This is a genomic window from Hymenobacter rigui, assembly GCF_003944715.1.
Classification (GTDB): domain Bacteria; phylum Bacteroidota; class Bacteroidia; order Cytophagales; family Hymenobacteraceae; genus Hymenobacter; species Hymenobacter rigui.
On sequence record NZ_RWIT01000011.1, the window covers coordinates 79527 to 106142 of the forward strand.

Consider the following 26616-nt stretch of genomic DNA (forward strand, 5'->3'; position numbering starts at 1 on the left):
GCTGATGTTGTGATAGTAAACCAGACATCAGCAGGCGAGATTCCTCGACAAGCTCGGAATGACGTTCCAAAAGCCAACTAACTCATTCACACTTTCACCGCTTCACCGCCTATGGAACGCATTACCGATTGGCTGCGCCAAAATCTGAAGGGTGACCCCATTCTGTGGGGCATCGTGCTGCTGTTCTCGTTCATCTCCATTGCGGTGGTGTACTCGGCTACGGGCACGCTGGCCTACAAGAAGATGGGCGGCAACACCGAATACTTTCTCATCAAGCACACGGGCCTGATCTTCGTGGGCCTGTTCTTTATGTGGCTGGCGCACCGCATCGACTACCGCTACTACTCGCGCCTCTCGCTCTATGCCCTGCTGGCTTCGGTGCCGCTGCTGGTGTTTACTTATGCGTTTGGCCCTGATGTAAATGGTGCGGCCCGTTGGCTCACCATCCCGGTAATCAACCAAACCGTGCAGCCTTCAGACTTAGCCAAGCTGGCCCTGATTTCGCACCTGGCCAGCATGCTCAGCCGCCGCCAGCAGCACGTAGACGACTTCAAAACCACTCTGCTGCCCGTAATGCTGTGGGTAGGGGTGATTTGTGGGCTGATTATCCTCTCAAACGCCTCCACGGCGCTGCTGCTGTTTGCTACCTGCCTGCTGCTGATGTTCATCGGGCGGGTCCCGTTCAAGCAAATGGCTATAATGGTGGCCATTGGGGTAGTTGTTGGCGGTGTCGGGCTTACCTCCGGACAGCGCTATAAAACGGTATTATCCCGGATTGAAAACTTCACCGACAAGAGCAAACCCGTACCCTTTCAGCTGGAGCACGCCTACATTGCCGAAGCCACCGGCGGCATCTTTGGCAAGGGCCCCGGCAAAAGCACGGAGCGCAACATCATGCCCCACCCATACTCCGACTTCATCTATGCCATCATCATCGAGGAATATGGCCTCGTGGGCGGCGTGGTGGTGCTGTTCCTGTACCTGGCCTTCCTGTACCGGGGGTTGAAAACGGTGATGAACAGCTACGGCGCGTTCGGGGGGCTGCTCTCGGCGGGGCTGAGCTTTAGCCTGGTACTGCAGGCCATGGTGAATATGGGCGTGGCCGTGGGCCTGGGCCCGATTACCGGCCTTCCGCTGCCCCTGCTGAGCATGGGCGGTACCTCCCTCATTTTCACCGGCATCAGCATTGGCATCATCCTGGCCGTGAGTCGCGGCGAGCGGGAAATCCGCCCCATGGTGGGCGAGCCCGCCGACACCGCCCGCATCCCGCGCGTAACGCAGTACGCCTGAGGTAGTGTGTAGTGCTTGGTTGGTAGTGCTTAGTTCGTTCAGGCAAGCACAATGGCCCCAAACACTAGGCACTAACAACTAAGCACCAAGCACTAAACCATGAAACTAATCATCAGCGGCGGAGGCACCGGGGGGCACATTTTCCCGGCCGTGGCTATTGCCAACGAAGTGCGCCGCCGCCACCCCGAGGCCGAAATCCTGTTTGTAGGTGCCAACGGCCGCATGGAAATGACCCGAGTGCCCGAGGCTGGCTACGATATTGTAGGCCTGGATATTGCCGGGCTGCAGCGCAGCCTAACGCCCAAAAACCTGCTGTTCCCCATCAAAGTGATGCGCGCCGTGCGTAAAGCCGGTAAAATCATTGAGAAATTCCGCCCCGACGCGGTGGTAGGAGTGGGGGGCTATGCCTCGGCGCCGGTGCTCATGGCCGCTACTTCCCGCAGTATTCCGGCCCTGATTCAGGAACAGAACTCCTACGCCGGCCTCGTAAACAAGCTGATGGCCCGCCGCGTGCAGCGCATCTGCGTGGCCTACGACGGCATGGAGCAGTTCTTCCCCGCCGACCGGCTGGTGCTTACCGGTAACCCCGTGCGCACCGAAATTGTCGACGGTCAGCGCACCGAGGCACTGGAGTTCTTCGGGCTGGATGCCGGCCGGCCGGTGCTGCTGGTGATTGGCGGCAGTCTGGGGGCCCGCACCCTCAACCAAGCCACGGCTGCCGCGCTGCCCCGCCTGCGCGAAGCGGGCGTGCAGCTCATCTGGCAGACTGGCAAAACCTACTTCCCGGAAGCTGAAAAGCAGGCCGCCCCCTTCGCCGCCGACAACCTGAAGGCCCTGGAGTTCGTGCGCCGCATGGACCTGGCTTACGCCGCCGCCGATGTGGTGATTTCCCGGGCCGGGGCCCTGTCGGTATCGGAGCTGTGTCTCACGGGCAAGCCCAGCATCCTGGTACCCTCGCCTAACGTGGCCGAAGACCACCAGACCAAAAATGCCCTGGCCCTCACCCAGAAAGATGCCGCCATATTGGTGCGCGACGCCGAGGCCAGTGCTCAGCTCTACAACGAGGCGCTAGCCTTGCTGCAGAACCCCGCCCGGCAGCAGCAGCTCACGGCCAACATCCGCCAGCTGGCCTACCCCCAGGCCACGGCTACCATCGTGGACGAGCTGCTCCGGCTGATTCCCGGCCGCTCTTAATTACCAACAGCTAGCTCCTAGCTTCTAACTCCTGGCCCCTTGAAAAAATACGTCTTCTTCCTCGGTATTGGTGGCATCGGCATGTCGGCGCTGGCGCGGTGGTTCCGGGCCAACGGCTACGAGGTGAGCGGCTACGACAAAACGGCCACGCCCCTCACCGAAAAGCTGACGGCCGAAGGCATTGCCATTCACTACGAGGATGCCGTGGACAACATTCCCTCAGCTGTGCGTCAGCACCGGGAGCAGACACTGGTGGTGCTCACGCCCGCCATTCCAAAGGACCACCAGGAGTGGGCCTGGCTGCGGGAGCAGGGCTACGATATTCAGAAGCGCAGCCAGGTACTGGGTGTGCTCACCCAGGGCCGCCCAACCATTGCCGTAGCTGGTACCCACGGCAAAACTACCACCAGCAGCATGGTGGCCCACCTGCTGCACCATGCCGGCGTGCCCTGTGCCGCTTTCCTGGGCGGAATAAGCGTGAATCTGGGCTCCAACCTGCTACTGCCCGAACAACAACCAACAAACAACCAACAACTCGCCACCAACATTCCGGTGGTAGTGGAAGCCGACGAGTACGACCGTAGTTTCCTGACCCTGTTTCCCTCCGTGGCCATCGTCACGAGTACCGACGCCGACCACCTCGACATCTATGGCCACAAGGAGGCGCTGGTAGAGTCGTTCCGGCAGTTCGTGGGCCAGATTCAGCCGGGCGGTACGCTCATCATTAACCACACCGCCGACCCCAGCGTGGCCGCGGCGGCTCCAGAGGGTGTGCGCGTTATTCGCTACGGCCTTTCGCCCGAAGAAGGCCCGGAGCTATACGCCGCCAACATCACGGCCGAAGGGCACCTGTTTCGGTTTGATATACACGGTCCGCAGGGCACGATAGGCGGATTGGAGCTGTCTGTACCCGGCTACCACAACGTGGAGAATATGCTGGCGGCTGCCTGTGTAGCTCAGCTCTACAACCTCTCAGCCGAGCAACTGCGCGCCGCTGTGGCCGCCTACCGAGGCGTAAAACGCCGCTTCGAGTTTATCCTGACGGCCGGTACGCCCGCCGCCCCCAAGGTTTATGTGGATGATTATGCCCATCATCCACGCGAAATTGAGGCCTTCCTTCGTTCTGTGCGGGCCTTATATCCCGGCCGTCGGCTGCGGGTGCTTTTTCAACCCCACTTGTTTAGTCGTACCCGCGACTTTGCGCCGGGATTCGCTGAGAGTCTGAGTATTGCCGATGAAGTAGTGCTGCTGGACATCTACCCGGCCCGGGAGCTGCCTATGCCCGGCGTTACGTCGGAATTGATTTTATCCCAAATCACTGCTCCCGAAAAATCCCTGCAGACCAAGGAGGAAATTTTGCAAAATGTCGAAACCAATCCGAATTTTGACGTATTAGCCACCGTGGGTGCCGGAGACATTGATCAACTTGTTCCCCGTTTAAAGAATATTTTGGATATTCGCTGGAATGGAGCTGAAGCGTAAAGCCAATAACCTGCTGTTTGCCACTGGTTGCCTGTTAGTTTTGGCAGGGCTGGGGGCGTTTGCCGCTTTCCGGCAGGCCAACCGGCCTGTAGGCGGGGTTATTGTGTCTATCAGCAACGAGTTCAACAACTTTTTCATCAGTGAGCGGGAAGTAACGGCCCTGATGACCCGGCAGGGTGAAGACCGGCTGGAAGGTGCCGCCCCGGCCGACGTGAACCTGAAAAATCTGGAGCAGCGGCTCAAGGCGCACAGCTTTGTGAAGGATGCGCAGGTGTACCGGGACCTGGCGGGCAACCTGCATGCCGATGTCCGCCAGAACCGCCCCATTGCCCGTCTGGTACACGCCGACTCCCGGCAGGACAGCTATGTGGATGCCGATGGGCACCGCCTGCCACTCTCACCTTTATTTACTGCCCGGGTGGTGCCTATATCCCGGCTGGGTGGGCAGCCGCTAGCTGCCGGCTTCTTTCAGGATACTACCGGAGCCCGCTATCTGGAATTTCTGCGCTACATTGACGAAAAACCATTTTGGCGGGCACAGGTGGCGGAGGTATTCATTGGCCCCAATGGCAAGATATCTTTCACGCAGCAAGTTGGTGACCAACGAGTAGAATTTGGCTTTCCTGAGAATATTTCGGAAAAATTTGCGAAACTGATGGTATTTTACCGTCAAATTCCCCCTGTTCTCGGTTGGGACACGTACCACCGCGTCAATGTCGAGTTCAAGGATCAAATCATCTGCGAATAAAATTATCCGTCTAAAACGCTACCTTATAGCGGATTAGCCACCCTTTTCCTGCAACCAACCGCAACCCTCTCGCCCCTCCTCCCCATGCAACACGATAAGATTGTAGTCGGCCTCGACATTGGTACCACCAAAATCTGCGCCTTGGTTGGGCGTAAAAATGAGTTTGGTAAGCTCGAAATCCTGGGCATGGGTAAAGCCGTGTCTGAAGGAGTAGTGCGTGGTATCGTGTCGAACATCGACAAAACTGTGGACGCCATCAAAAAGGCTATCCGGCAGGCGGAGGAACAATCGGGCATCAATATTGGCGTGGTGAACGTGGGCATTGCGGGCCAGCACATCAAGAGCCTGCAGCACAACGGCAGCATCACCCGCGCCTCCGTGGATAATGAAATTACTCAGGCTGATGTGGAGCGCCTCACCAGCGACATGTATCGCCTCGTAACGCCTCCCGGCTCACAGATCATTCACGTAATGCCGCAGGATTACAAGGTGGATTATGAGGAAGGTATTCTCGACCCCGTAGGGATGTCGGGCGTGCGGCTGGAGGGCAATTTCCATATCATCACGGCGCAGAGCACGGCCATCAACAACATCTATAAGTGTGTGACCAAGGCCGGCCTGGAAATCGACAACCTGATTCTGGAGCCGCTGGCTTCCAGTATGTCAGTGCTGTCGGATGAGGAAAAGGAAGCTGGGGTGGCACTGATTGACATTGGCGGTGGTACTACCGACTTGGCTGTGTTCAAGGATGGCATCATCCGGCACGCAGCTGTGTTGCCCTTCGGCGGCAACATCATCACCTCTGATATCAAGCAGGGCTGCCTGGTAATGCAAAACCAGGCTGAGCAGTTGAAGGTGAAATTCGGCAAAGCCATTGCAGAAGAGGCTTCCGAGTACGAAATCGTAAGCATCCCCGGCCTGCGCGACCGGGCGCCCAAGGAAATCAGCCTGAAAAACCTGGCCTACATCATCGAGGCCCGGATGGAGGAAATTGTAGAGCTGGTGTATGCTGAAATTCAGCGCCTGGGCTTTCAGGACAAGCTGGCGGCGGGTATTGTACTCACGGGCGGCGGCTCCCAGCTTCAGAATCTGGTGCAGCTGGCCGAGTATGTAACCGGGATGGATACCCGCATCGGCTACCCCAATGAGCATCTGGGCAAAAGCAAGATTGAAGCTGTGAAGTCGCCGATGTACGCCACTACGGTGGGTCTGGTGCTGGCCGGCTACCGCTCTATTGATGACCGTACTACCCAGCGTAGCTACGAGGAGCCCGAGCAGAACTACTACCGCGCCGCTCCTGAGCCGCGCCCGGTGGCAACTGCTCCCGCGCCGCAACCCGTAGCGGCTCCTCAGCCGCAACCTGCAGCGGCACAGCCCGCTTCGGACGCTACCAAAAAATCGTCGGGTGCCGGCGACTTTTTCCAGAAGATTATCAGCCGCACCAAAGGGTTGCTGATTGATGACTTCGACGACAAACAGTACTAAATGTCAATTAAGAATTGTGAATTAAAAATTAAAAATGAGCACTGATTTTGGATGTGCGGCAAGCGAATTGCGCTCAATTTTTAATTCATAATTTTTAATTTTTAATTGACTCATCTCATGAATTTTACTTTCGATATTCCGGCTCAGTCCCGGTCCATCATTAAGGTAATTGGCGTAGGTGGTGGCGGCTCAAATGCCGTGAACCACATGTTCAGCCAAGGCATTAAGGATGTAGAGTTTGTCATTTGCAATACCGATAAGCAGGCACTGGCATCTTCCACGGTGCCCAACCGTCTGCAAATCGGAGCCGACCTCACGGAAGGTCTCGGGGCCGGGGCCAACCCGGAGCGTGGCAAGCAAGCCGCCATTGAAAGCCGGGAGCAAATCCGGGAACTGCTCAGCAACGGCACCAAAATGGTGTTTATTACGGCTGGTATGGGTGGCGGTACCGGTACCGGTGCGGCTCCCGTTATTGCCAAAGTGGCCAAGGAGCTGGGCATCCTCACGGTGGGCATCGTAACGGCTCCCTTTATGTTTGAGGGGAAGAAGAAGCGCCAGCAGGCGGAGCACGGTATCAAGGAGCTGAGCGACAACTGCGACACGGTGCTGGTGATTCTTAACGACCGGCTGCGCGAGATTTTCGGAAACCTGCCCATCCGTTCGGCCTTTGCCAAAGCGGATAACGTGCTGAGCACGGCGGCCAAATCCATTGCCGAAATCATCACCGTTACGGCCGATGTGAACGTGGACTTCGAAGACGTGAAAACCGTCATGAAGGACTCGGGCGCGGCGGTAATGGGCAGCAGCATCACGGAGGGTGAAAACCGCGCCCAGCGGGCTGCCGAAGAAGCTCTGGCTTCGCCGCTGCTCAACAACACGGACATTCACGGCGCGCAGAAAATCCTGCTCAGCATTATGTCGGGCGACCAGGCCGAGCTGGAAATGGATGAGCTGACCGAAATTACGGAATACATCCAGGACAAAGCCGGCCAGAACGCCGAGGTGATTTTCGGGCACGGTATTGACCCCACGCTGGGACAGAGCATCCGGGTGACGGTTATTGCCACTGGTTTCGCCCGCGACGCGCACAACATTACCAACGTGGTAGCCCGCGAGCCGGAAGCCGCCATTGCCCAACCCGACCCGCAGATCAACATCTTCGACAAGGACCGGCAGGAAGCCCCGGCTGTACCGGTAGTGCCGACGTTTGGTACGCCAGTACCGGCTGCTGCCGAAGCGCAACCCGTTACGCGTTACGACCTAGAAACTTCGGCTCCGGCCCCGACCAGCTACGATTCGCCGGTGGTATCGGCACCTTCCATGCCGGCTCCGGAGCCGGTGCTTTCGCAGCAACCGAGCCAGCCCGTAACCACGCACCACGCCCTACCGCGCCCCTCGCTGGATGCCCGGGCCGAGGAGCGCCGCCAGCGGCTGCAGGCCCTGAGCAACGGACTCAACTCGGAAGCTATTAAGGACCAACTGGAAACGCCGGCCTATCTGCGCCGACAGGTGAAGCTGGAGAATGTGGTGCCCTCATCAGAGCAGAACATCAGCCGCTTCAATCTCTCGGATGATAACGAGCTGTTAGGGGACAACCGTTTCCTGCACGACAACGTGGACTAATTTCCCGGTCACGCCAGAACCGACACGTCCCCCGCAGAGACCTGCGGGGGACGTGTCGGTTTCAGAGGGTTAGTGTACGGCCGGCGCTACCGAATCAGCGGGCACCGTGTCGTTCGGCCAATGGTCGGGAGCGGCAACCTCATGATCGGGGCTCAGAGGCCGGTGGCGGCTGTTGCGGGGAGTGAGGGTGCAACTGCTGAGCAGCACCGTCAGAAACAAAGACATCAGGAGGGGTTTCATGGGACAAGGGGAGTTGCAGATGCCCGCTCAGGAACTGGACGCAGCCAGCGGTTCAGAGGCTCCTCAACGCCATAGTGAAGCAGAATGGCCAAAAGGTTAAGCATCAGAAACAAGATACCGGTATTTGGGGTGATATGCGCGGACAGCCAGTCATGCAGCACGCCCATGTGAATGAGGTAGAAGACGTAGGAACTCCTGCCCAGCACCTGCAGCAACCGGGTGGAAAGCAAGCGGCGCAACCACGTTTCTTCAGTGAGCAGCCCGGCAAAAAACAGTAGTATTCCGCCGGGTAACGCTACGTTGTTTAGCATTACGCCCGCCGGATGCTCCTGCCCGTACGTATAACCCCCCTTGATAAACACCATGCCGCCAACGCAGGCCAGCATTACGCTAAGGCCCAGCAAAGTCCAGGTGGCCCCAAAGCGGAAGCGCCGCAGTTGCCCCCGCTGATACAGCAAGGCCAGCTGTATACCTGCGTAGAACTCAAAACAGCGTCCTGGGAGGGTGAAAAGCAACATAAATTTCCACGACCCGAAAAACCCTCGCAAAGGAGTATAGAAAGGGGCACACACCAGCACCAGCAGACAGCCCGCCATAAGCAGTACGAAGGGCTGGACCCACAGCGTGACGGTGCGTTTTCGGAGTAGCCAGAACACCAGTGGTGCAACCAGGTAAAAGCACTCCTCTACCGTGAGCGACCAAGATTGGGCAATGCCGATGTACTTGGTGGAGTCAAAAAATGCCTGGGTGAGCGTCAGGCTCTGTACCAGCTCCAGCGGATAAAACAGACCGTTGTGCCAGAAAACAGCATAGGTGATAAGGGTAAGCAGAAAATAGACGGGATAAATCCGGGCCACCCGATTGCGCATGTACCGCAACCAGTAGCGTGGCTGCGTCAGAGGGGCAGTACTATAGCGCAGCGTGATAAGAAACCCGCTCAGAACAAAAAAAACGGGTACGCCCACGTGAAATTCCAGCACCAGATTGGCCAGTGGCGCTAACGCTGCGGAGTGCTGGAAAGGATTGAAATGGTGCAGAAACACCAGGTAGGCAGCCAGCGCCCGCACCCCGGTAAAGGCTGGCAGATACGTAGAGGCAAAGCGGCAAAAAGAGGCAGTAGGAGTGGAGCGAAGTAGCACGGAACGGAGTCAAAAGGCCGCCAAACCTACCTATTTTCGGGGGCTATTGCTTAAACGGGTCCGAAAACCGCTTGTCGGTGAGGAAAGTGGAATCCGTGAGGGTTTTCAGGAACGCAACAAGCTGAGTTTTTTCCTGCGCGGTAAGGTCGAGCCGGGTGCCGTTGGGCGTGTTGGAAAGCAGCACATTGGGGTCGACGCCGGGGCTGGTGACCTGAATGTGCTCATTATAATGGTCGAGCACCTGTTCCAACGTTTGGAATCGGCCGTCGTGCATGTAGGGGGCCGTCTGGGCAATATTCCGCAGACTGGGCGCTTTAAACTTGCCCCGGTCACTGGCCTGGTTGGTGATGCCGCTCCGGCCGGGGTCCGTAAACGAGGCGTCGAGGCCATTGTTGAAGAAGTCGGGAGAGCTGAACAGGCCATTCTCGCTGATATGGCAATGATGACAGGCACCGCCCCGAATGAACAGCCCACTCACTTCGCCCGGATGGTTATTGAACAGTGCTGCGCCGGCCCGCTCCGTGGGAGTCAGCGAAATTTCCTTACGCAAGTACCGGTCGTAGCGGGAATTGGCCGAAATGAGGGTGCGCTCAAATTGGGCTAATGCCTTCAGCACGTTATCCTCGGTGATGGTGGTGCTGCCAAACGCCTTCTGAAACAGAGGCGGATACAAAGTGGTCTGCTGCAGCTTCCGGACTCCATCGGCCAGCAGCTGGTGCATTTCCACGGGGTTTTCGATGGGCGTACGGGCCTGCTGCTCGAGGCTGGTGGCGGCTCCGTCCCAGGCCAGGTTTTTCTCCCACAGCAGATTCACCAACGACATGGTATTGCGCCGGTGGGTTTGTCCCTCGGCACCAATGGCCCGTAACTGTCCATCCGTAAAGGCCCTGCTCTGCTGGTGGCAGCTGGCGCACGACTGCGTACCATTGCCGGAGAGCTTCACCTCGTAAAACAGCTTCCGGCCCAGTTCCACACCTTCTACTGTCAGCGGGTTCTCGGCCGGCACACTGGCATTCTGCGGCAGGCTGGCGGGCAGCGTGAGCGGATACGGGGTGGTAACGTAAGGCGCCTGTTTCTCCTCTTCTTTACCGCCACAGCCCGCTACACCCAGGACCACAGCGACGAACAGAAAAACGGCACAGAAACGTGTAAACAGCTGCGACATAAGGAGCTTCAGAATGAGCCGATTCAATATAGAGGTTTTTAGGTGAACCCCGAAGAGCGGCCGGATAATTCCGGATACTCTAGATTGTAGCCTAGGCCGTACTTTTAGTTGCCCGAGTGGTGGTGCTATTTCATGAAAAAACGCTTTTACGCCATAGTTCGCGAATACCGGCTGCTCCTGCTGTACCTGGGCCGCTGGCTGGTGCTGGCGGCCTGTATTGCCGTACTGGCCGGCACCGCTTCAGCGGGGTTTTTGGTGGCGCTGGACTGGATAACTAACTGGCGGGAGGCTCACCGCTGGATACTGGCGCTGCTGCCGCTGGGGGGCTTGCTGGTGGGGTTGCTGTACCATTACCTGGGCCGGAGCGTGGAGGCCGGTAACAACCTTCTGCTCGACGAAATCCATCGGCCTCAGGCGGTAATTCCGCTCCGTATGGCTCCGCTGGTGTTGCTGGGTACACTGCTCACCCACCTGTTCGGTGGTTCGGCGGGTCGGGAAGGAACGGCCGTGCAAATGGGGGGCGCGCTGGCCGATCAGCTCACGCACTGGCTGCGGCTACGCCACCGTGACCGGCCGGTTTTGCTGATTGCGGGCATCAGTGCCGGTTTTGCCTCCGTGTTTGGCACCCCTCTGGCCGGGGCCGTATTTGGCTTGGAAGTATTTTTCTTGGGTCGGCTGCGCTACAATGCTATTCTGCCGGCGTTTCTGGCTGCCACCGGGGCCGATTTGGTGACGCGCGCCTGGGGAGTCGGCCATACGCACTACCCGGTATTGGCCAGCCCCGGCTTATCGGCCGGAAACCTACTGCTGGCGGCGGGAGTGGGTATTGTGTTCGGGTTAGCCGGACGGTTGTTTGCCGGAGCTACGCATACCGTCAGCCAAATGTACAAGCGCCGGATAACCTGGCCGCCTTTACGTCCGGTGGTAGGTGGCGCAGTAGTGGCAGTGCTGGTGTGGCTGTTGGGTACTACCGACTACATCGGGCTGGGCGTTCCTACCATCGTGGCTTCTTTTCAGCAGCCGTTACCCCCGTATGCCTTTGCCCTCAAACTGCTCCTGACGGCCCTGACGCTGGGAGCCGGCTTCAAGGGCGGCGAGGTGACTCCCTTGTTTTTTGTGGGGGCCACACTGGGTAATGCGCTGGGGTTGCTGGTGCCGCTGCCGTTGCCGCTATTGGCCGGAATGGGGTTTGTGGCGGTATTTGCCGGGGCCGCCAATACGCCGTTGGCCTGCACGCTGATGGCCGTGGAGCTGTTCGGGGCCGAATGCGGACCCTATGCCGCGCTGGCCTGTGTGGTCAGCTACCTGTTTTCGGGCCACCAGGGAATTTATAGCGCGCAAAGTATTGGTGAGCCCAAACACCGCCGCTGGCTCCGGCAGCAGGGCAAACGCCTGCGGGAGCTGTAAGGTGTGCGAGGTGACGAGGAGACAGATAAAATACTCGCCTGCTGAAACGATGAGGGAGTATTTTACCTGTCATCTCATTACCTGTCATTTCAGCAAATACTTGCTCTGCTTAAAGCTGTAGCCTACCGATACCACCATGCGGCCCGCACTGGCGGGGTGGTCGGTGACGGCAGTGTACACGGGCAGCTGGAAGCTGGTGTTGAGGGAGAAATTCTTATAATATACATCCAGTCCGGGGCCCAGCAGGGCGTTGTTCATGGCGTGTTCCCCGGTGAGTTTGCCCTCAAAGGTTTCGCCCTGAGTTTTCTCATAAAAGAACTGGGCCGAAGGGTATAGCTGCCACTGGTTGCCGCTGCCCAACGCTACGCGGTAAAATAGATTGGCAAACGTAGTGGCGCTGGGGGCCAGACCTTCCTGCACAGAGTTGCGGGTGGCCCGACGGTAGCTGCTGTTCAGGCTCAGGCCCACGTTATGAAAGCTGCCGATGTAGTTGGCGTACACAAACCCATCGGTGGTGCCAGTGCCGGGCTGGTTGAGGGTAGGGTAGCGGCGGCCCAGGGCATTGCGCCGCTGGTAGCTGCCGGTGGGCAGCTTGGCCCCGCCACCCACAATCAGGCGGCTTTGCACCCCGGCCGTTTCAATGGCCCGGATAAGGTGGTAGCCGGCAAAAACCGTCACGTCGCCCATTCCGGCCAGGTTCAGGGTGGCCCCATTAGCCCGCGCCGAGTTCATCACGTAGGGTACAAACGCATTCAGCTCCAGGCGCTTGCTCAGGAAGTATTTGCCCCGCAGCTCCACTACCCGGTAAATTTCATAATCGTTCGGGTCACCCTTATGCGAGTGCCGGAAGTCCTCATCCACGTGGTTGAGCGGACGGGAAACAACCGGCCGGGCCCCCACCGGGAAAAACTGCGGGTGCTGGCCGTAGCTCTGGTACCCGTTAAACACCCGGTACCGGTGCATCAGCGAGAATCCGCTTTGGTTATCGTAGGGCGTGATGCCCATGAAGCACCCGCAAATGTCGCAGGCGCGGGCCATCGTTGCCAGCACAAGTGCCGGCAGCAGCAGCGTCAGAAATTTTCTGTTCATACAAAGGCAGGACTGCGGCTAGCGGTGCTCGGCCAGCCGCTGGTCCTGAATAAATTCGGTGTCGGTGAGGGTTTGCAGGAAGGCCAGCAAATCTGTTTTCTCGTCGTCGGTAAGGCTGATGCCGGGCGAGGTGCCCGTGCGCCGGAACTGCTGATCCAGCGTGCCCGATTCCACCATGCCACCGCTGTAGTGGTCCAGCACCTCCCGTAGCGTCCGGAAACGGCCGTCGTGCATGTAGGGCGGGGTAAGGGCCACGTTGCGCAGGCTGGGCACCTTAAAGCGGCCCACATCCTGGGGCCGGCCCGTAATGTGTGCCCTTCCGGAGTCGGCCGCAAAGGTGCGGTCCAACCCATTGTTACGGTAGGTTTCATCCGTGAACAGCTCGCCGGCGTGACAGGAGCCGCACTTTTGGCGCAGCACCGTTAGGCCCCGCAGCTCAGTAGCCGACAACTCCCCGCCCGTTTCGTGGCGGGCGTACTTATCGTAGCGGGAGTTGCTGCTGGTGAGGGCCGCCGTGAACTGTACCAACGCCTTCAGAAACTGCTGCGAGGTGATGGGACCAGGCCCGTACACCCGGGCAAACTGCTGGGGGTAGCGGGCGTCGGCGTTGAGCTTACGCAGGATATTTTCCAGCGACTCATCCATTTCCACCGGGTTGGTGATGGGTGCCAGGGGCATGGTTTCGAGGTTTTTCGCCCCGCCATCCCACAGAAACTCGCTGCGCCACCGCAGGTTCTGCAGGGCCGGCGCGTTGCGGGTACCCAGCAGATTATCCACGCCGTGGCTCACGCGGTGGTCCTGGTGCGCAAACGCCACGAACTGCTGGTGGCAGCTACCGCAGGAAATATCCCCGGTGCGCGAAAGGCGCGGGTCGTAGAACAAAGTGCGGCCCAGCTCAAACGCCTCGCGAGTGGGCGGATTCTGGCTGGTGGCATACACGGGAGCCGGAAAATTGCCCGGCACCGTGGTGCCGGGCACGTCCCAGGCTGGTGCAACCTCCGCCTCGGAGGCGCAGGCAACCAGCCCCAGTCCGGCCAGCCCAACAAGGGCCAGCCGGACTACTACAGCGCGAAGCATGGCGGCGCTAGTTAGCGTGCACGTGGTCGACGCGGAACATACCGGCGGCTTGGTTATCGGCTACTTTCACCGAGTTGCTGCCACCCATCGTGTTGGACAGGGTGGAGAAGTCAACCGGATTAGGACCGGTGAACATCTTCAGCACATCAGCCTGCAGGTGCACGGCCGGTGTGCGGTCCTTGCGAATCTGGATGGTGGCCCCGTTCAGGCTCGGTGATACCGTGCGAATAGTGTTATTCGGCTTCTTGAAGCCTCCAATGTGGAATACCAGCTGCTTGTTACCGCCAGCCTGCGGCGACGAGCCTTCCATTTTGGTGTAGATGTAGCCCGAATTCCAGGTCCAGAACATGCCGTTGGTCGGATCCAGCGCGCCAGTCTGGGCCCCGGATACGTTCCGGGTGCTGTCAACACCAAGGGTAAATGTGAGGCTGGTGTAGTCGCCGGCCGGTACGTCCGTCAGCGTGAACATCTTGGTTTTGGCATCCGATTCCTTCACCAGATGGTAGCTTTCCGGCTCGGCGTACTCGGTGCCATCGGCCTTTTTGAGCTTGATGTTGGAGAGGTAATAATTGAACGTGGACACCGTGAACTGCTGGCCCAGCGGCGTGGTGTACGTGCCGGTGTTGAGCGTCAAAGGCGTGCTGCCCACCAAGTGATCTACCTCAATATCCAGCGTACCGGCGGCCGGGGTAGTAACGTCCGCATCATCCTTACAGGCGCTGAACAGGGTGGTGAAGGAGGCAATAATCAGGAAAGTAAACGAGCGAAATTTCATCGTAGAAAAGCCAAAAACTGAAGAATGGAGAATACAGCCGCTGCGGTAGCTCTGACAAGCAGAGCACCTGCGGCAAACCCTGGCCTTTGCGGGGCGGGGCGCTTCCAGAAATCAGCTAAGCTGCGGGGGGATGAAACACGCCGAATACCGGCGAAAAGGCGTAGCAGCTGGCTACGCGAGGTGCAAACTGCCGCACCGGGGCAAAAACCGCCAACGCTGGCCGTGGCACAAAGTGGGGCTGGGGAGCCAGCACCTCGTACTTCACTTTGGCAAAGCCACCGGCCGGAGTTTTGCTGTCGGCATCGGCGGCTTTACGAAGCTGTTTGCTCAGGTGACATTTGCCGTTGCACTTCAGCCGGGGCTTGTCCTTGTTCACGCAGAACAGCTGCGTAATCTCCGCCTTGCGGGCCTGGTAATCCAATACCAGCAACTCCCGACTAAACGTCTGGAGCACCACCAGGATACACAGGAAACAGGCGAAAACGCGGGTCATACCAACAAGCCAACAGCGCAGCAATGCGGCCGCAAGTTAGGTCAGGAATGCCAGTAACCAGCCAAAAAACGTCGAAAATTGCGGCCTAGAATCGCACCAGCTGCTCTGTCTGCTCCAGTAACAGCTGCTGATACAGCGGGTCGGAGAGGGTGCCGTCTTCGGCTAAATGCTTATCGATGAAGGGCAGGCGCACGCGCTGGGGCAGCACCGCCGTACCCAGATACATCAGCACGTCGGTGAGGTGGTTGAGGGCCAGCACGCCGCCCTGGGTACCGGTACTGAGGCCCACCAACGCAGCCTTCTTACCGCGGATGCCGCCCGGGTAGGGCAGGCCGTCAATAAACGACTTCAGCACGCCTGGAAAGGAGCAGTTATACTCGGGTACTACAAATACCAGCTTATCGGCCTGCTCTGCCATCTGCACCAACTGGTTGAATTCGGGGTGCTGGCCGGTGTTGTGGTAAAGGGCTGAAGTAGTGAAATCCAACGGCAGTAGCTGCAAATCCAGAATCTGGGCTTCCTCGCCGTGTTCAGTCAGCATATTCAGGTATAGGTCGGCCACGCGGCGGGCACGGGAGTTGGGTCGGTTGGTGCCGGCAATAATGGTAATCATGCGGGAGAGGCCGTTAAATCGTAAAAAGGAAATATGAATAGCCAGAACAACTGTCGGCTGCCGCTTCCTTGATGAAAATGAATGACGAGCTACCAACAAAAAACGCGAAACGGAGTCCCGTTTCGCGTTTTTGAGGTAATCCGTAAGGATAACCCGAAACCTTACGCCAGGTTATTGGAAGTAGCTTTTGCCAAAAGGAATTCTTGGTTCAGGATGGCAATGTTCTCCAGCGAAATGCCCACCGGGCACTCGGCGGCGCAGCTACCAATGTTGGTGCAGGCACCAAAGCCTTCCTTGTCCATCTGGGCTACCATGTTCTCCACGCGGGTTTTGCGCTCCACGTGGCCCTGGGGTAACAAGGCCAGCTGGCTTACCTTGGCCGATACGAACAGCATAGCCGAAGCGTTTTTGCAGGAAGCCACGCAGGCCCCGCAGCCAATGCAGGTAGCGGCCTCGAAAGCCCGGTCGGCAATCTGCTTCGGAATCGGAATTTCGTTGGCATCGGGCGTACCACCGGTGTTGATGGATACGTAGCCCCCGGCCTGGATAATCCGGTCAAAAGCCGAGCGGTCTACGCTCAGGTCCTTGTTTACGGGGAAAGCCGCCGCGCGCCAGGGTTCAATGGTGATGGTGTCACCATCGTTGAACTTGCGCATGTGCAGCTGGCAGGTGGTAGTACCCGACTCAGGGCCGTGGGCCCGGCCGTTGATGAACAGGTTGCACGAGCCACAGATACCTTCGCGGCAGTCGTGGTCGAAAGCTACCGGCTCTTCGCCCTTGCGGAGCAGATCTTCATTGAGTACGTCCAGCATCTCCAGGAACGACATGTCGGGCGAAATATCCTTCACCTGATAGTCGACGATGCTGCCCTGGGTGTTACGATTCTTCTGCCGCCATACTTTTAGCGTCAGGTTCATCGGTTTGGCATTGGGGTTACTTCCAGCCATTGTATGTTGAGGGTATTGAGTAGTGAGTATTGGGTAGTGAGAGAATGGGGGTACTGAGCAGGAAGAAGCTTGCTACCCAGTACCCAATACTCACTACTACTTATAGCTGCGCTGCGTGAGCTTCACGTTTTCGAACACTAGCTGCTCCTTGTTCAGGATTTCGGGCTGGTTTTCGCCCACGTACTGCCAAGCAGCCACGTAAGCGTAGTTCTCGTCGTCGCGCTTGGCTTCGCCTTCTTCGGTGGCGAACTCCTCGCGGAAGTGGCCGCCGCAGCTTTCGTTGCGGTCCAACGCGTCGTCCACCATCAGTTCACCCAACTCGATGAAGTCAGCTACGCGGCCGGCTTTTTCCAGAGCCTGGTTCAGCTCATTCTCGGTGCCGGTCAGCTTCAGGTCGCTCCAGAACTCCTTGCGCAGCTTCTGAATTTCGGCCTTGGCGTAGCGCAGCCCTTCGGCGTTGCGGGCCATACCACAATACTCCCACATCAGGTGGCCAAGGTGCTTATGGAAGTCATCGGGGGTACGGGTACCGTTGATGCTCATCAGCTTCTGCACGCGGGCCCGTACCTCAGCTTCCGTCTGCTTGAAGGCCGGGTGGTCCGTAGTAACCGGCTTGGGCGGTGTCTGGGCCAGATAATCACCAATGGTGTAAGGGATTACGAAGTAGCCATCAGCCAGACCCTGCATCAGGGCCGAAGCGCCGAGGCGGTTGGCACCGTGGTCGGAGAAGTTACACTCGCCCGTAGCGTAGAGGCCAGGGATGGTGGTTTGCAGGTTGTAGTCAACCCACAGGCCGCCCATGGTGTAGTGCACCGCCGGGTAAATGCGCATCGGTTCCTGATACGGATTCTCGTCGGTGATTTTGGCGTACATGTCGAACAGGTTGCCGTACTTCTGGGCTACCGCCTCAGCACCCGTGCGCTTGATGATATCAGCGAAATCCAGGTACACGGCCAAGCCAGTGCTGCCTACGCCGCGACCTTCGTCGCACATCTGTTTGGCGTTGCGCGAAGCAACGTCGCGGGGCACGAGGTTACCGAAGGCGGGATACTTGCGCTCCAGGAAGTAGTCCCGGTCTTCTTCCGGCACGTCCGAAGCTTTCAGCTGGCCTTTGCGAATCCGCTCAGCCGTTTCCACCGTTTTGGGAACCCACACGCGGCCGTCGTTACGCAGCGACTCCGACATCAGCGTCAGCTTCGACTGGTAGTCGCCCGATACGGGGATACAGGTGGGGTGAATCTGGGTGAAACAGGGGTTGGCGAAGTAGGCACCGCGCTTGTGGGCGCGCCAGGCGGCCGTCACGTTGCAGTACATGGCGTTGGTGCTCAGGTAGAACACGTTGCCGTAGCCGCCAGTGGCCAGCACCACGGCGTGGGCCGCGTGTTGCTCAATCTCGCCGGTAATCAGGTTACGGGTGATAATACCGCGGGCCTGACCATCCACTACTACCACGTCCAGCATCTCGGAACGGGTGTACAGCTTCACCTTGCCGTAAGCCACCTGACGCGAGAGGGCCGAGTAGGCACCCAGCAACAACTGCTGTCCGGTCTGGCCACGGGCGTAGAACGTGCGACTTACCTGGGCTCCGCCGAAGGAGCGGTTGGCCAGCAGTCCGCCGTACTCACGGGCGAAAGGCACGCCCTGGGCCACACACTGGTCGATGATGTTTACCGACACCTGCGCCAGCCGGTACACGTTGGCTTCGCGGGCACGGTAGTCACCCCCTTTGATGGTATCGTAGAACAGACGGAACACGGAGTCCCCGTCGTTCTGATAGTTTTTAGCGGCATTGATACCGCCCTGCGCCGCAATGGAGTGCGCCCGACGCGGGGAGTCGTGGAAGGTAAACGCCTTCACATTGTAGCCCAACTCGGCCAGCGAAGCCGCCGCCGAAGCACCAGCCAGACCGGTACCCACTACAATCACGTCGTATTTCCGCTTGTTGGCGGGGTTTACGAGCTTGACGTTGAACTTATGCTTATCCCACTTTTCGGCCAAAGGGCCTTCGGGAATTTTGGAATCCGGAAACATCGGCAGTCGAGTTTAGGACTTATTTGAAGAAGTAGAAGTAGATCGGCATGGCCGCAAAGGCGGCGCACACGATGATCGAGAAAGCATAGCCCACGAACTTGATGGCCGGGGTATACTTGCGGTGCGTCAGGCCCAGCGTCTGGAAGGCGCTGCTGAAACCGTGTAGCAGGTGGTAGAGCAGGGCTATCTGGGCCACTACATACAGCGTCACGTATAGCGGGTTTTTGAAGGCCGCCAGCACCAGAGCATACGCATCTTCGTTGCCATTGGCATCACGCGGTACGTCGGTGAAGCGCAGGGAGCCGAAGAAGTTGTAGAGGTGAACAATCAGGAAGAACAGCACAATAGAGCCCAGCATTGCCATGCTGCGCGAGTGCCAGGAGCTGTTCTGCTCGATGTGGTTGGACACGTAGCCCTGGCCCCCACGGGCGGCGCGGTTTTTGGCCGCCAGCGTAAGGCCTTCATAAATATGGAAGCCAAAGCCCAGCACCAGCACGATTTCCAGCGTGCGAATCAGGGGGTTATGGCCCATAAACTCGGAATAGGCGTTGAATGCCACGCCATTGTCGGCCTTGAACAGCTGCAGGTTGCCCACCAGGTGAACCACCAGGAAGGAGCAGAGAAACAAGCCGGTAACGGCCATAATTATTTTGCGGCCGATGCTACTGGAAAAGGTTTTGGAAATCCAACTCATAGAGAGCTATTGAAGGGTTTGGGTAGGTCGGTTGTGACGGTCAAAGGTAGGCTCCAACCTAACAGGAAACAATCTGAATAAGCTGCCCGCGTTCTAGTGAATCTATCCGAAGCCAACTCCGTTAGTACATTGCCCTGGCATCATAACCTGGCAGCGCGTTTTTTGTTAGGTTGCTGCCCGGTTTTTACTGACCTTCCTGTCATCTGTCCTCCCGCCTGTTAAGCCACTGATTGTATGATTATTTCGTTACACAACCGCCCGGTTCGGCTTTGGCTGACTGGGCTGCTTTTATGGGTAGTGTATCTGTGCGCTGCGCCGGCCGCCCACGCCACCCACCTACGAGCCGGCGACATTCAGGCCAAAACCGATACTACCGCTGCTCGTAATCCCCGTCGGATTTTCTTCAAGTTGGTGCTGTATTCCGCAGCGGGTACTGGTGTTGCCGATGAGCCTGCCGCAGCTATCTATTTTGGGGATAATACCTGTACTGGTTCCAATCCTATTCCGCGCTTTAGCCGACAGCTTATCTCGCCGGATACATACCGTAACGTCTATTATTTCGAGCATACGTACAATTCTCCTGGTTCTTATAAGGTTGTATACCTAAGTAATTATCGAGTTGAAGGTGTTATCAACATGCTCAATTCGGTGAATACGCCGTTTCAGATATCCACAACCATTACCATTGACCCTTTCCTGCAGAATACTTCCCCGGTCCTGACGGCACCGGCAATTGATAAGGCGGGTATTCGGCAAGTGTTTCTGCATAACCCGGCCGCGTATGATGCCGATGGTGACTCTTTGGTATACTCCCTGCGGCCCAGTCAGCAGGCTCCTACGCCCGCTGGCTGTACACCGTCGCCTATTGACGTGGCCGGCTTCCGATACCCGAACGATGCGGCCCTGGGCGGCAATCCGGTGCAGGTGGCCTACGCTGGTCCGCCGGTGGGCCGCCCCGGTGACCCAGCTATTTTTGAGCAGGATAGCCGCACCGGCCAGATTGTGTGGAATGCACCGGCGGTAGTTGGTGTTTACAACTTCGCGTTTTCAGTAAAAGAATACCGTCGTACACCGGGCGAGAAGGCCCGGTTGATTGGAGAGGTAGTGCGGGATATGCAGGTTACGGTAGTAGCCACCAATAATGCCCGGCCTACTATTGTGGTACCGGCCGATATCTGCGTGGTGGCGAATACGGCGGTACCCAACGGCATCGTAACGGCCACCGACCCCGACAACAACCCCATTACGCTGGAGGCTTTCGGTGGCATGCTGCCCCGGCCGGCCTCCTTCACGCAAACTGCCACCGGTCCGCCCACGGCCCGGGGCTTGTTTCAGTGGACTCCCACCTGCAACGATATTCGCTCGGAACCGCATCAGGTGCTGTTTAAGGCCACCGACCGGCCGGTAGCGGGGCAACCGCCTCTCATCGACCAGCGGGTGTGGCGCATAACGGTTATCGGGCCGGCTCCGCAGAACCTGCGCACTACGTTGCAGGGCAGCACTACCCGGCTGGACTGGGACAGCTACAGCTGCCAGAATGCCGGAGCCCAGATCCTGATTTTCCGGCGCGAAAACTCCTTCCCCTTTACCCCCGGCCCCTGCGAAACGGGTTTGCCCGCGGCCGCCGGCTACACGCAGGTTGGCACGGTGAACGTAGGTTCGCGCACCTTCCTGGATGACAACAACGGTAAAGGACTGGACCGGGGCAAGACGTATTGCTACCGCATCTATGTGCAGTTTGCGGCGCCGGCCGGCGGGGCCAGCCTAGCCTCCAACGAGGCCTGCGTTTCGCTGACCGGACGCTCAGCCCGTCTGACCAACGTAACCGTAGACCGTACTGATGCTGCCAATGGTCAGATTACGGTGCGGTGGACCAAGCCTACCTCTTCGGCCGGCTTCGGCACGCCGCGTGGATACCGGTTATTCCGCGCTCCTTCGCTAAATCCGGCAACTACCGACTTCACCCAGGTATACACCACAACCAATCTGGATGATACCACTTTCGTGAACAGTGGCCTGAATACGGTGGCCAACACGTACTCGTACCGGCTGGAGTTCTACAACGTGCCCGTAGTGGGGGCTGCCGAAGCTGTGGAAACGGCTGGCCCGGCCTCCAGCGTGCGGATAACCGGTACGCCGAACCCCATTGCCAACACCATCAGCGTAACCTGGACGTACAAAGTACCATGGGATAACACCAAGCGCCCCACCACGGTGTACCGCCGGGAGCCTACCGGTACTTTCCGGCCCATTGCCAAGGTAACCGGCACCGCTACGGGCGGCACGTTCACCGATGCCGGTACTACGGCTGCCCCGCTGGTGAAAGGCCGCACGTACTGTTACTACGTCAAAACCAATGGTACTTACGACAGCACTCTGCCTGACTCCCTCATCAACCTGAGTCAGCAGCAGTGTGTGGATCTGCAGTCGATTCCGTGTACGCCGGTGCTCACGCTCAAGCCTACCAATTGTGATAGTCTGGCCAGCCGCCTCTTCGATTTGCCGGTGACCCCGCTCAGTGGGCAGGTGTACACGAACTACCTGAGCTGGACGCTGAGCAACCTGCCCACCGCCGACTGCAGCAAGAACATTGTGTCCTATATCATCTTCTACGCGGCCACGGATGCGGATCCGCTGGTAGAGCTGACCCGCGTGCCCGGTTCCCAGACTACCTACCTGCACCAGGGCTTGTCGTCGGCGCAGGGTTGCTACGCCGTGCAGGCCGTGGATGCCAACGGTGCCATAAGTGCCCTCAGCAACAAGGAATGCAAGGATAACTGCCTGCTGTTCCTGCTGCCCAACATCTTCACTCCGAACGGTGACGGCAAAAACGACACGTTCCGTCCGAAAGTGTTCAGCCCCATTCAGCGTACTTCCGTGAAAATCTTCAACCGCTGGGGCGTGAAGGTGTACGAGAGCGACAAAGACCCCCTCATCAACTGGAACGGGGGTAGCAGCGGCTCCGAAGGCGGTGGCAGTGGCAAAATGGCTGATGGTATGTACTTCTACCAGGCCGATGTGGAATTCAGCGACCTGAACCGTACTAAACGCACCTTCAAAGGCTGGGTGCAGATAAACCACTAATGGCTGTTATTGGTTGAGCCTCGTAAGTAGACGGGCATATCCTACCAGGATATGCCCGTTTTTTGTACCCGAACTTCTTACTCATTCCTTCCATGAAATATTACCTGTCAATCGGTGTCCTGTTGCTGGCAGCAGCCTGTACCACTCCGCAATCAACCACTACCGAGACCCCAGCCGCTGTGCCCGATGCCACCACCGCTGGCGCAATTACCCAGGAGCAGGCCACGGTGCTGGCAACCCGCTATTTCCGCTCCCTGCCCGACTCGGCAGTGTACCAGTTGCCCACTATGCGGTTAATGGACGCCGGGCCGCGCTGGCAGGTGCTGGTAAAGCGCACTGACCGCGTGGGACGCATGCCTGATGGGAGTGCCATTGAGATAGATAAGCAAAGTGGCAGCATCAGCACCGTGCCGGTGAAATAGACTATGAGCTGCGGCTGCGTTGTGCATTCAAGCGGTTTTATGCAGCTTGCAGCTTCATTTTCTCATTCTCTTTAGTCTGCTGAGGCTTGGCTCCACCCACCGCTCAGCAGCATAACTCCCCGACGATGAAAGCAGTTATCTTCCCCGGCCAGGGCAGTCAGTTCAGTGGTATGGGCCGCGACCTGTACGAGCAGCATCCGGAGGCCAAACGGCTAATGGACCAGGCCAACGAAATTCTGGGCTTTTCGCTCACCGACGTCATGTTCTCAGGTTCCGAAGAAGACCTGCGCCGCACCGACGTAACCCAACCGGCCATTTTCCTGCACTCTGTGGCGTTGGCGGCGGTATTGCCCGAACTGAAGCCCGACATGGTAGCCGGCCATTCGCTCGGCGAGTTCTCGGCGCTGGTGGCTGCCAAAGTGCTGCGCTTTGAAGATGCACTGCAGCTGGTAGCCAAGCGTGCCCAGGCTATGCAGGCCGCCTGCCTGGAGCAGCCCGGTACCATGGCCGCCATTCTGGCCCTCGATGATGACACCACCGCCCGCATCTGTCAGGAAATTACGGATGGCGGCAACGTGGTAGTGGCGGCCAACTACAATTGCCCCGGGCAACTGGTTGTATCTGGCTCCCAGCGCGGCATTGAGCTGGCGTGTGAGCAGCTGAAAGCCGCCGGTGCCAAGCGGGCCCTGCCGCTGCCCGTGGGTGGCGCGTTCCACTCACCCCTGATGCAGTCGGCCGAGGCAGCGCTGGCCGAAGCCATTGCCAAAACCACTTTCTCGGCCGGTATCTGCCCCGTGTATCAGAACGTGGACGCCGCCCCCCACACCAACCCCGACGAAATCCGGGAAAACCTGGTGCGGCAACTCACGGCACCGGTTCGCTGGACCCAGAGTGTGCAGCGCATGGTGCAGGATGGTGCCACGGAGTTTGTGGAGTGTGGTCCCGGCAAAGTGCTGCAGGGCCTCGTAAAGAAGATTGCGCCGGAGGTTGCCGTTAGCTCAGCTGCTGTGTAGCCGTAATTATTTATAGTAAGAAAAGCCCTGCCGATGTACGTTGGCAGGGCTTTTTGGTAGTTGCAGGAGAGTGGACTACTTCTCGCCCGACACAACAATGGTTCCGTAGTCAAGCGCCACTTGTGTACGCGGGTAGCGCTGGGCAATTGTGCTGAAAACCTCCTGGCGAATGGCTTCGCGGGTATCCTGATCAGCTTTACTCATAGCAAACACCACGGGAGCGGCCACTTCATTCATGAAGTTCCAATAGTTCTCAGCAGTATTGCACTGCAGCTGACCTGTTACGGCTTTTTCAGTTACGTTGCGCAGGCCAGCCTGCTGAAATAGATTAGCCAGTGCCCCTGGTGCTCCGCAACGGAACATGCCAGGCGCGCCGGCTGGCGGAGCAGGCAATTGCAGGTGCCGGTTAATAGCCCCCATGATGGTAGTAACCCAGGTATTTTCGGCTGGTACGCTCCATACGGCGGCGGCTATGCGGCCATCAGGTTTCAGCACCCGCACCATTTCCTGCGCTGCCAGCAGCATATCCGGGAAAAACATAAATCCGAAGCGGCAGCTGATGGCGTCAAAGGTGGCATTATCAAAAGGTAGCTCACACACGTCGCACACTACGGTTTCGTAGTTGGTAATGCCTTTGCGGGCGGCGTTTTCGCGGGCTACATCCAGCATTTTCTCGGCCAGGTCAGTAATAACCACTTTACCATCCTTGGTAACAGCGGCAATGCTCAGGCCCGGCTCGCCGGTGCCGGCCGCCACATCCAGCACTACATCGGAGCTGGTCAGGTGCAATGCCTGCATAATTTCTTCCCCCATTGGCCGCAGCCACTCCATCGTAAAGTCGTCCCACTTCTGCCAGCCGGCCGAAAACTTATTCCACGTTTCCTTCTGCTGTTCCCGGATCTGTTCCAGCTGTGCTTCCATGGCGTTTGAGGAGTTGAGGGTGAGAGTACTATAGGGTCATTGCGGTGCGGGGTAAAACGGTGGAGGATGCAGGTCCGCCTACGGCCACCGGAGGTGTATCCGGCGGGCACAACAGCGGCGAATGATGAATATTCTAATATACCTATTTTATCGGTTGTACTGGTAGTGTATCGGGGCAGGCGGCCAGGAGCTGCGCCACTGAACGGCCCAGCTCTGGGTGTTGCACATCGGCGGCAATATCTGCCAGCGGCACCAGGGCAAACCGCCGCTCTGGCAGGCGTGGGTGCGGCAGCTGCAGGTGGGGAGTATCCAGCACCAAGGCGTCGTAGAGGAGAATATCCACATCAAGCGTGCGGGCCCCCCAGCGTACCAGCCGCTCCCGGCCGGCCAGGTGCTCAACCGCCAGACACGCCTGCAGCAGCTCTTCCGGCGCTAATACAGTATGGAGTTCCACTGCCTGGTTGAGAAAAGGAGGCTGATCCTCCAGGCCCCAGGCGGCAGTTTCATACAGGCCGGAAACAGCGGCTACGATGCCAGCCGTTTCATTCAGGTTCCGGATGGCTTGTTGAAGTATTGTAAGCCGGTTGCCCAGGTTGGAGCCGAGCAGGAGGTAAGCAGTAGGCATACGGCTTCGCTTTACAATACGCGCCGCAGAAACTCCACCGTCGCCTCGGCGGCCTGTTGGGCCTCGGCGGGGAGTTGTTGCTGCTGCCAGGGGTGGGCACCACCGAAATTGTGCGTTACGCCGGGCAGCACGACCAGCTCGGCGGCAGGCTGCCACTCCTTCAGCTGATGGGCGCGCGCCAGCGGTACGGTTTCGTCCTGGTCGCCGTGCAGCACCAGCAGCGGCCGGCCTTTCAGCTTGCGGCGCAGTCCGTGCCGGATATCAAGTCGTAGCCTGTTCTTGTGGTAGTCTTCCACAATCTGAAAATACAGCGGCAACTGCTGGCCCGTACGGCTGTTTTCGACGTGAAATACGCCCTGCTGCTGCCATTGCTGCATAAGGGGCTCCGGCCAGCCGGGGTTTACGTCGCTGATGGCGGCCCAGGTAACTACGGCCTTCACTCGCGGGTCTTCGGCGGTTTTCAGCAGCACCAGTCCGCCGCCCCGGCTGTGGCCTATCAGGGCCAGGCACGAAAGATCCATTTCCGCGGCAGGTAGCGCAGTCTGCTCCGCCGAAAACAACGTGTCCAGCAGCACGCCAATATCATCCAGCTCCAGGCTGAAGTTGTTGCGGCCAAAGGCTTCCAGGTCTTCCAGGTCGCCGGTGCCGCCTACCACCAATCCATTGTGCGATAGGTTAAGCTTCACAAGCACGAAGCCCTGCCGGGCAAACCAGTCAGCCAGCACATTAAAATGGCCCCAATCTTTGAAGCCCTTGAAGCCGTGTACAAATACCACTACTGGCTTCGGACGGCCATCGGCCACAAAGCGGGCATCGGCCGCGAAGGGGCGGCTGTGGTGGGGGCTGGACAGCAGAAAATCGACGAACGTGGGCTCAGCAGACATAAAGGCGAAGGTAGGTGCTGGGTAGAAAAATCAGGAAAACCAGGGGAAACCAGTGGATTTCGTGTAGCAACAGCAGTATTTACGCAAGTAACCGGATTCGTACAACAACCTCCCGGATTCTGCGGCCGCACTATCTCAGTGTTTCCCCGTATCATTGCAGCGCCCAAATTACCCG

The 26616-nt window shown here is 58.4% G+C and carries 24 protein-coding genes; 10 read left to right on the plus strand and 14 right to left on the minus strand.

Features of this window, described 5'->3' with window-relative positions; genetic code table 11:
- Positions 1–111: 111 nt before the first annotated feature.
- The 6 genes from EI291_RS16975 (at position 112) to ftsZ (ending at position 7822) form a co-directional block, all read left to right on the plus strand.
- A complete protein-coding gene (locus tag EI291_RS16975; RefSeq protein WP_125422702.1) occupies positions 112–1290 on the plus strand; it encodes an FtsW/RodA/SpoVE family cell cycle protein in 1179 nt (392 codons plus the stop codon).
- Between the two features lie 99 nt (positions 1291–1389).
- Complete coding sequence (gene murG, locus EI291_RS16980) at positions 1390–2484, plus strand: undecaprenyldiphospho-muramoylpentapeptide beta-N-acetylglucosaminyltransferase (RefSeq protein ID WP_125422705.1); 1095 nt, start codon at positions 1390–1392, stop codon at positions 2482–2484.
- 39 nt (positions 2485–2523) lie between these two features.
- Positions 2524–3966 (plus strand): UDP-N-acetylmuramate--L-alanine ligase, encoded by a 1443-nt coding sequence (gene murC / locus EI291_RS16985; RefSeq protein ID WP_125422708.1) that lies wholly within the window; start codon positions 2524–2526, stop codon positions 3964–3966.
- Positions 3950–4714: a cell division protein FtsQ/DivIB gene (locus tag EI291_RS16990; protein WP_125422711.1), complete on the plus strand. Its 765-nt coding sequence runs from the start codon at positions 3950–3952 to the stop codon at positions 4712–4714. Before murC ends, EI291_RS16990 begins: the two co-directional genes overlap by 17 nt.
- 84 nt (positions 4715–4798) lie before the next feature.
- Complete coding sequence (ftsA, locus tag EI291_RS16995; protein WP_125422713.1) at positions 4799–6199, plus strand: cell division protein FtsA; 1401 nt, start codon at positions 4799–4801, stop codon at positions 6197–6199.
- A gap of 117 nt (positions 6200–6316) precedes the next feature.
- Positions 6317–7822 (plus strand): cell division protein FtsZ, encoded by a 1506-nt coding sequence (ftsZ, locus tag EI291_RS17000; RefSeq protein WP_125422716.1) that lies wholly within the window; start codon positions 6317–6319, stop codon positions 7820–7822.
- Positions 7823–7891: 69 nt separating this feature from the next.
- Here the strand turns inward: ftsZ and EI291_RS22940 are convergent, their stop codons facing one another.
- The 3 genes from EI291_RS22940 to EI291_RS17010 all read right to left on the minus strand — a co-directional run bounded on the left by EI291_RS22940 (position 7892) and on the right by EI291_RS17010 (position 10366).
- Positions 7892–8062, minus strand: a complete 171-nt coding sequence (locus tag EI291_RS22940) for a hypothetical protein (protein WP_170172699.1) — start codon at positions 8060–8062, stop codon at positions 7892–7894.
- The gene (locus EI291_RS17005; RefSeq protein ID WP_170172700.1) at positions 8059–9129 is read right to left on the minus strand and encodes an acyltransferase family protein; all 1071 of its coding nucleotides are present in this window, start codon (positions 9127–9129) and stop codon (positions 8059–8061) included. Before EI291_RS17005 ends, EI291_RS22940 begins: the two co-directional genes overlap by 4 nt.
- A gap of 115 nt (positions 9130–9244) precedes the next feature.
- Positions 9245–10366, minus strand: coding sequence for a cytochrome-c peroxidase (locus EI291_RS17010; protein WP_125422721.1), 1122 nt, complete (start codon positions 10364–10366; stop codon positions 9245–9247).
- Between the two features lie 132 nt (positions 10367–10498).
- Here EI291_RS17010 and EI291_RS17015 point away from each other — a divergent pair, with 132 nt between their 5' ends.
- The gene (locus EI291_RS17015) at positions 10499–11773 is read left to right on the plus strand and encodes a chloride channel protein (RefSeq protein WP_125422724.1); all 1275 of its coding nucleotides are present in this window, start codon (positions 10499–10501) and stop codon (positions 11771–11773) included.
- A gap of 84 nt (positions 11774–11857) precedes the next feature.
- On the opposite strand, the gene EI291_RS17020 is transcribed toward EI291_RS17015, so the two are convergent.
- From EI291_RS17020 to EI291_RS17055, 8 genes are all read right to left on the minus strand, one after another.
- Complete coding sequence (locus EI291_RS17020) at positions 11858–12862, minus strand: transporter (protein ID WP_125422727.1); 1005 nt, start codon at positions 12860–12862, stop codon at positions 11858–11860.
- A gap of 18 nt (positions 12863–12880) precedes the next feature.
- Positions 12881–13939 (minus strand): cytochrome-c peroxidase, encoded by a 1059-nt coding sequence (locus EI291_RS17025; protein WP_125422730.1) that lies wholly within the window; start codon positions 13937–13939, stop codon positions 12881–12883.
- A 7-nt stretch (positions 13940–13946) separates the two neighbouring features.
- Positions 13947–14714, minus strand: a complete 768-nt coding sequence (locus EI291_RS17030) for an MbnP family protein (protein WP_125422733.1) — start codon at positions 14712–14714, stop codon at positions 13947–13949.
- 115 nt (positions 14715–14829) lie between these two features.
- Complete coding sequence (locus EI291_RS17035) at positions 14830–15207, minus strand: hypothetical protein (protein WP_125422736.1); 378 nt, start codon at positions 15205–15207, stop codon at positions 14830–14832.
- An 85-nt stretch (positions 15208–15292) separates the two neighbouring features.
- The gene (locus EI291_RS17040; RefSeq protein WP_125422738.1) at positions 15293–15820 is read right to left on the minus strand and encodes an NADPH-dependent FMN reductase; all 528 of its coding nucleotides are present in this window, start codon (positions 15818–15820) and stop codon (positions 15293–15295) included.
- 161 nt (positions 15821–15981) lie between these two features.
- On the minus strand, positions 15982–16737 hold the full coding sequence (locus EI291_RS17045; RefSeq protein ID WP_125422740.1) for a succinate dehydrogenase/fumarate reductase iron-sulfur subunit: 756 nt from the start codon (positions 16735–16737) through the stop codon (positions 15982–15984).
- A gap of 126 nt (positions 16738–16863) precedes the next feature.
- Positions 16864–18798 carry a fumarate reductase/succinate dehydrogenase flavoprotein subunit gene (locus EI291_RS17050; protein WP_125422743.1) on the minus strand — a complete coding sequence of 645 codons (1935 nt, stop codon included), beginning with the start codon at positions 18796–18798 and terminating at the stop codon, positions 16864–16866.
- Between the two features lie 19 nt (positions 18799–18817).
- The gene (locus EI291_RS17055) at positions 18818–19492 is read right to left on the minus strand and encodes a succinate dehydrogenase cytochrome b subunit (protein WP_125422745.1); all 675 of its coding nucleotides are present in this window, start codon (positions 19490–19492) and stop codon (positions 18818–18820) included.
- Positions 19493–19726: 234 nt separating this feature from the next.
- Here EI291_RS17055 and EI291_RS17060 point away from each other — a divergent pair, with 234 nt between their 5' ends.
- The 3 genes from EI291_RS17060 to fabD all read left to right on the plus strand — a co-directional run bounded on the left by EI291_RS17060 (position 19727) and on the right by fabD (position 24011).
- Positions 19727–22576, plus strand: a complete 2850-nt coding sequence (locus EI291_RS17060; protein WP_125422748.1) for a T9SS type B sorting domain-containing protein — start codon at positions 19727–19729, stop codon at positions 22574–22576.
- A gap of 92 nt (positions 22577–22668) precedes the next feature.
- The gene (locus EI291_RS17065) at positions 22669–22998 is read left to right on the plus strand and encodes a hypothetical protein (RefSeq protein WP_125422751.1); all 330 of its coding nucleotides are present in this window, start codon (positions 22669–22671) and stop codon (positions 22996–22998) included.
- Positions 22999–23123: 125 nt separating this feature from the next.
- On the plus strand, positions 23124–24011 hold the full coding sequence (gene fabD / locus EI291_RS17070; RefSeq protein ID WP_125422754.1) for an ACP S-malonyltransferase: 888 nt from the start codon (positions 23124–23126) through the stop codon (positions 24009–24011).
- A 75-nt stretch (positions 24012–24086) separates the two neighbouring features.
- Here the strand turns inward: fabD and EI291_RS17075 are convergent, their stop codons facing one another.
- The 3 genes from EI291_RS17075 to EI291_RS17085 form a co-directional block, all read right to left on the minus strand.
- Positions 24087–24932, minus strand: a complete 846-nt coding sequence (locus tag EI291_RS17075; protein ID WP_125422757.1) for a class I SAM-dependent methyltransferase — start codon at positions 24930–24932, stop codon at positions 24087–24089.
- Between the two features lie 142 nt (positions 24933–25074).
- Entirely contained in the window at positions 25075–25557 is a 483-nt protein-coding gene (gene folK, locus EI291_RS17080; RefSeq protein WP_125422760.1) for a 2-amino-4-hydroxy-6-hydroxymethyldihydropteridine diphosphokinase, read from the minus strand.
- Between the two features lie 11 nt (positions 25558–25568).
- Positions 25569–26441 (minus strand): alpha/beta hydrolase family protein, encoded by an 873-nt coding sequence (locus EI291_RS17085; protein ID WP_125422764.1) that lies wholly within the window; start codon positions 26439–26441, stop codon positions 25569–25571.
- Positions 26442–26616 lie beyond the last annotated feature (175 nt).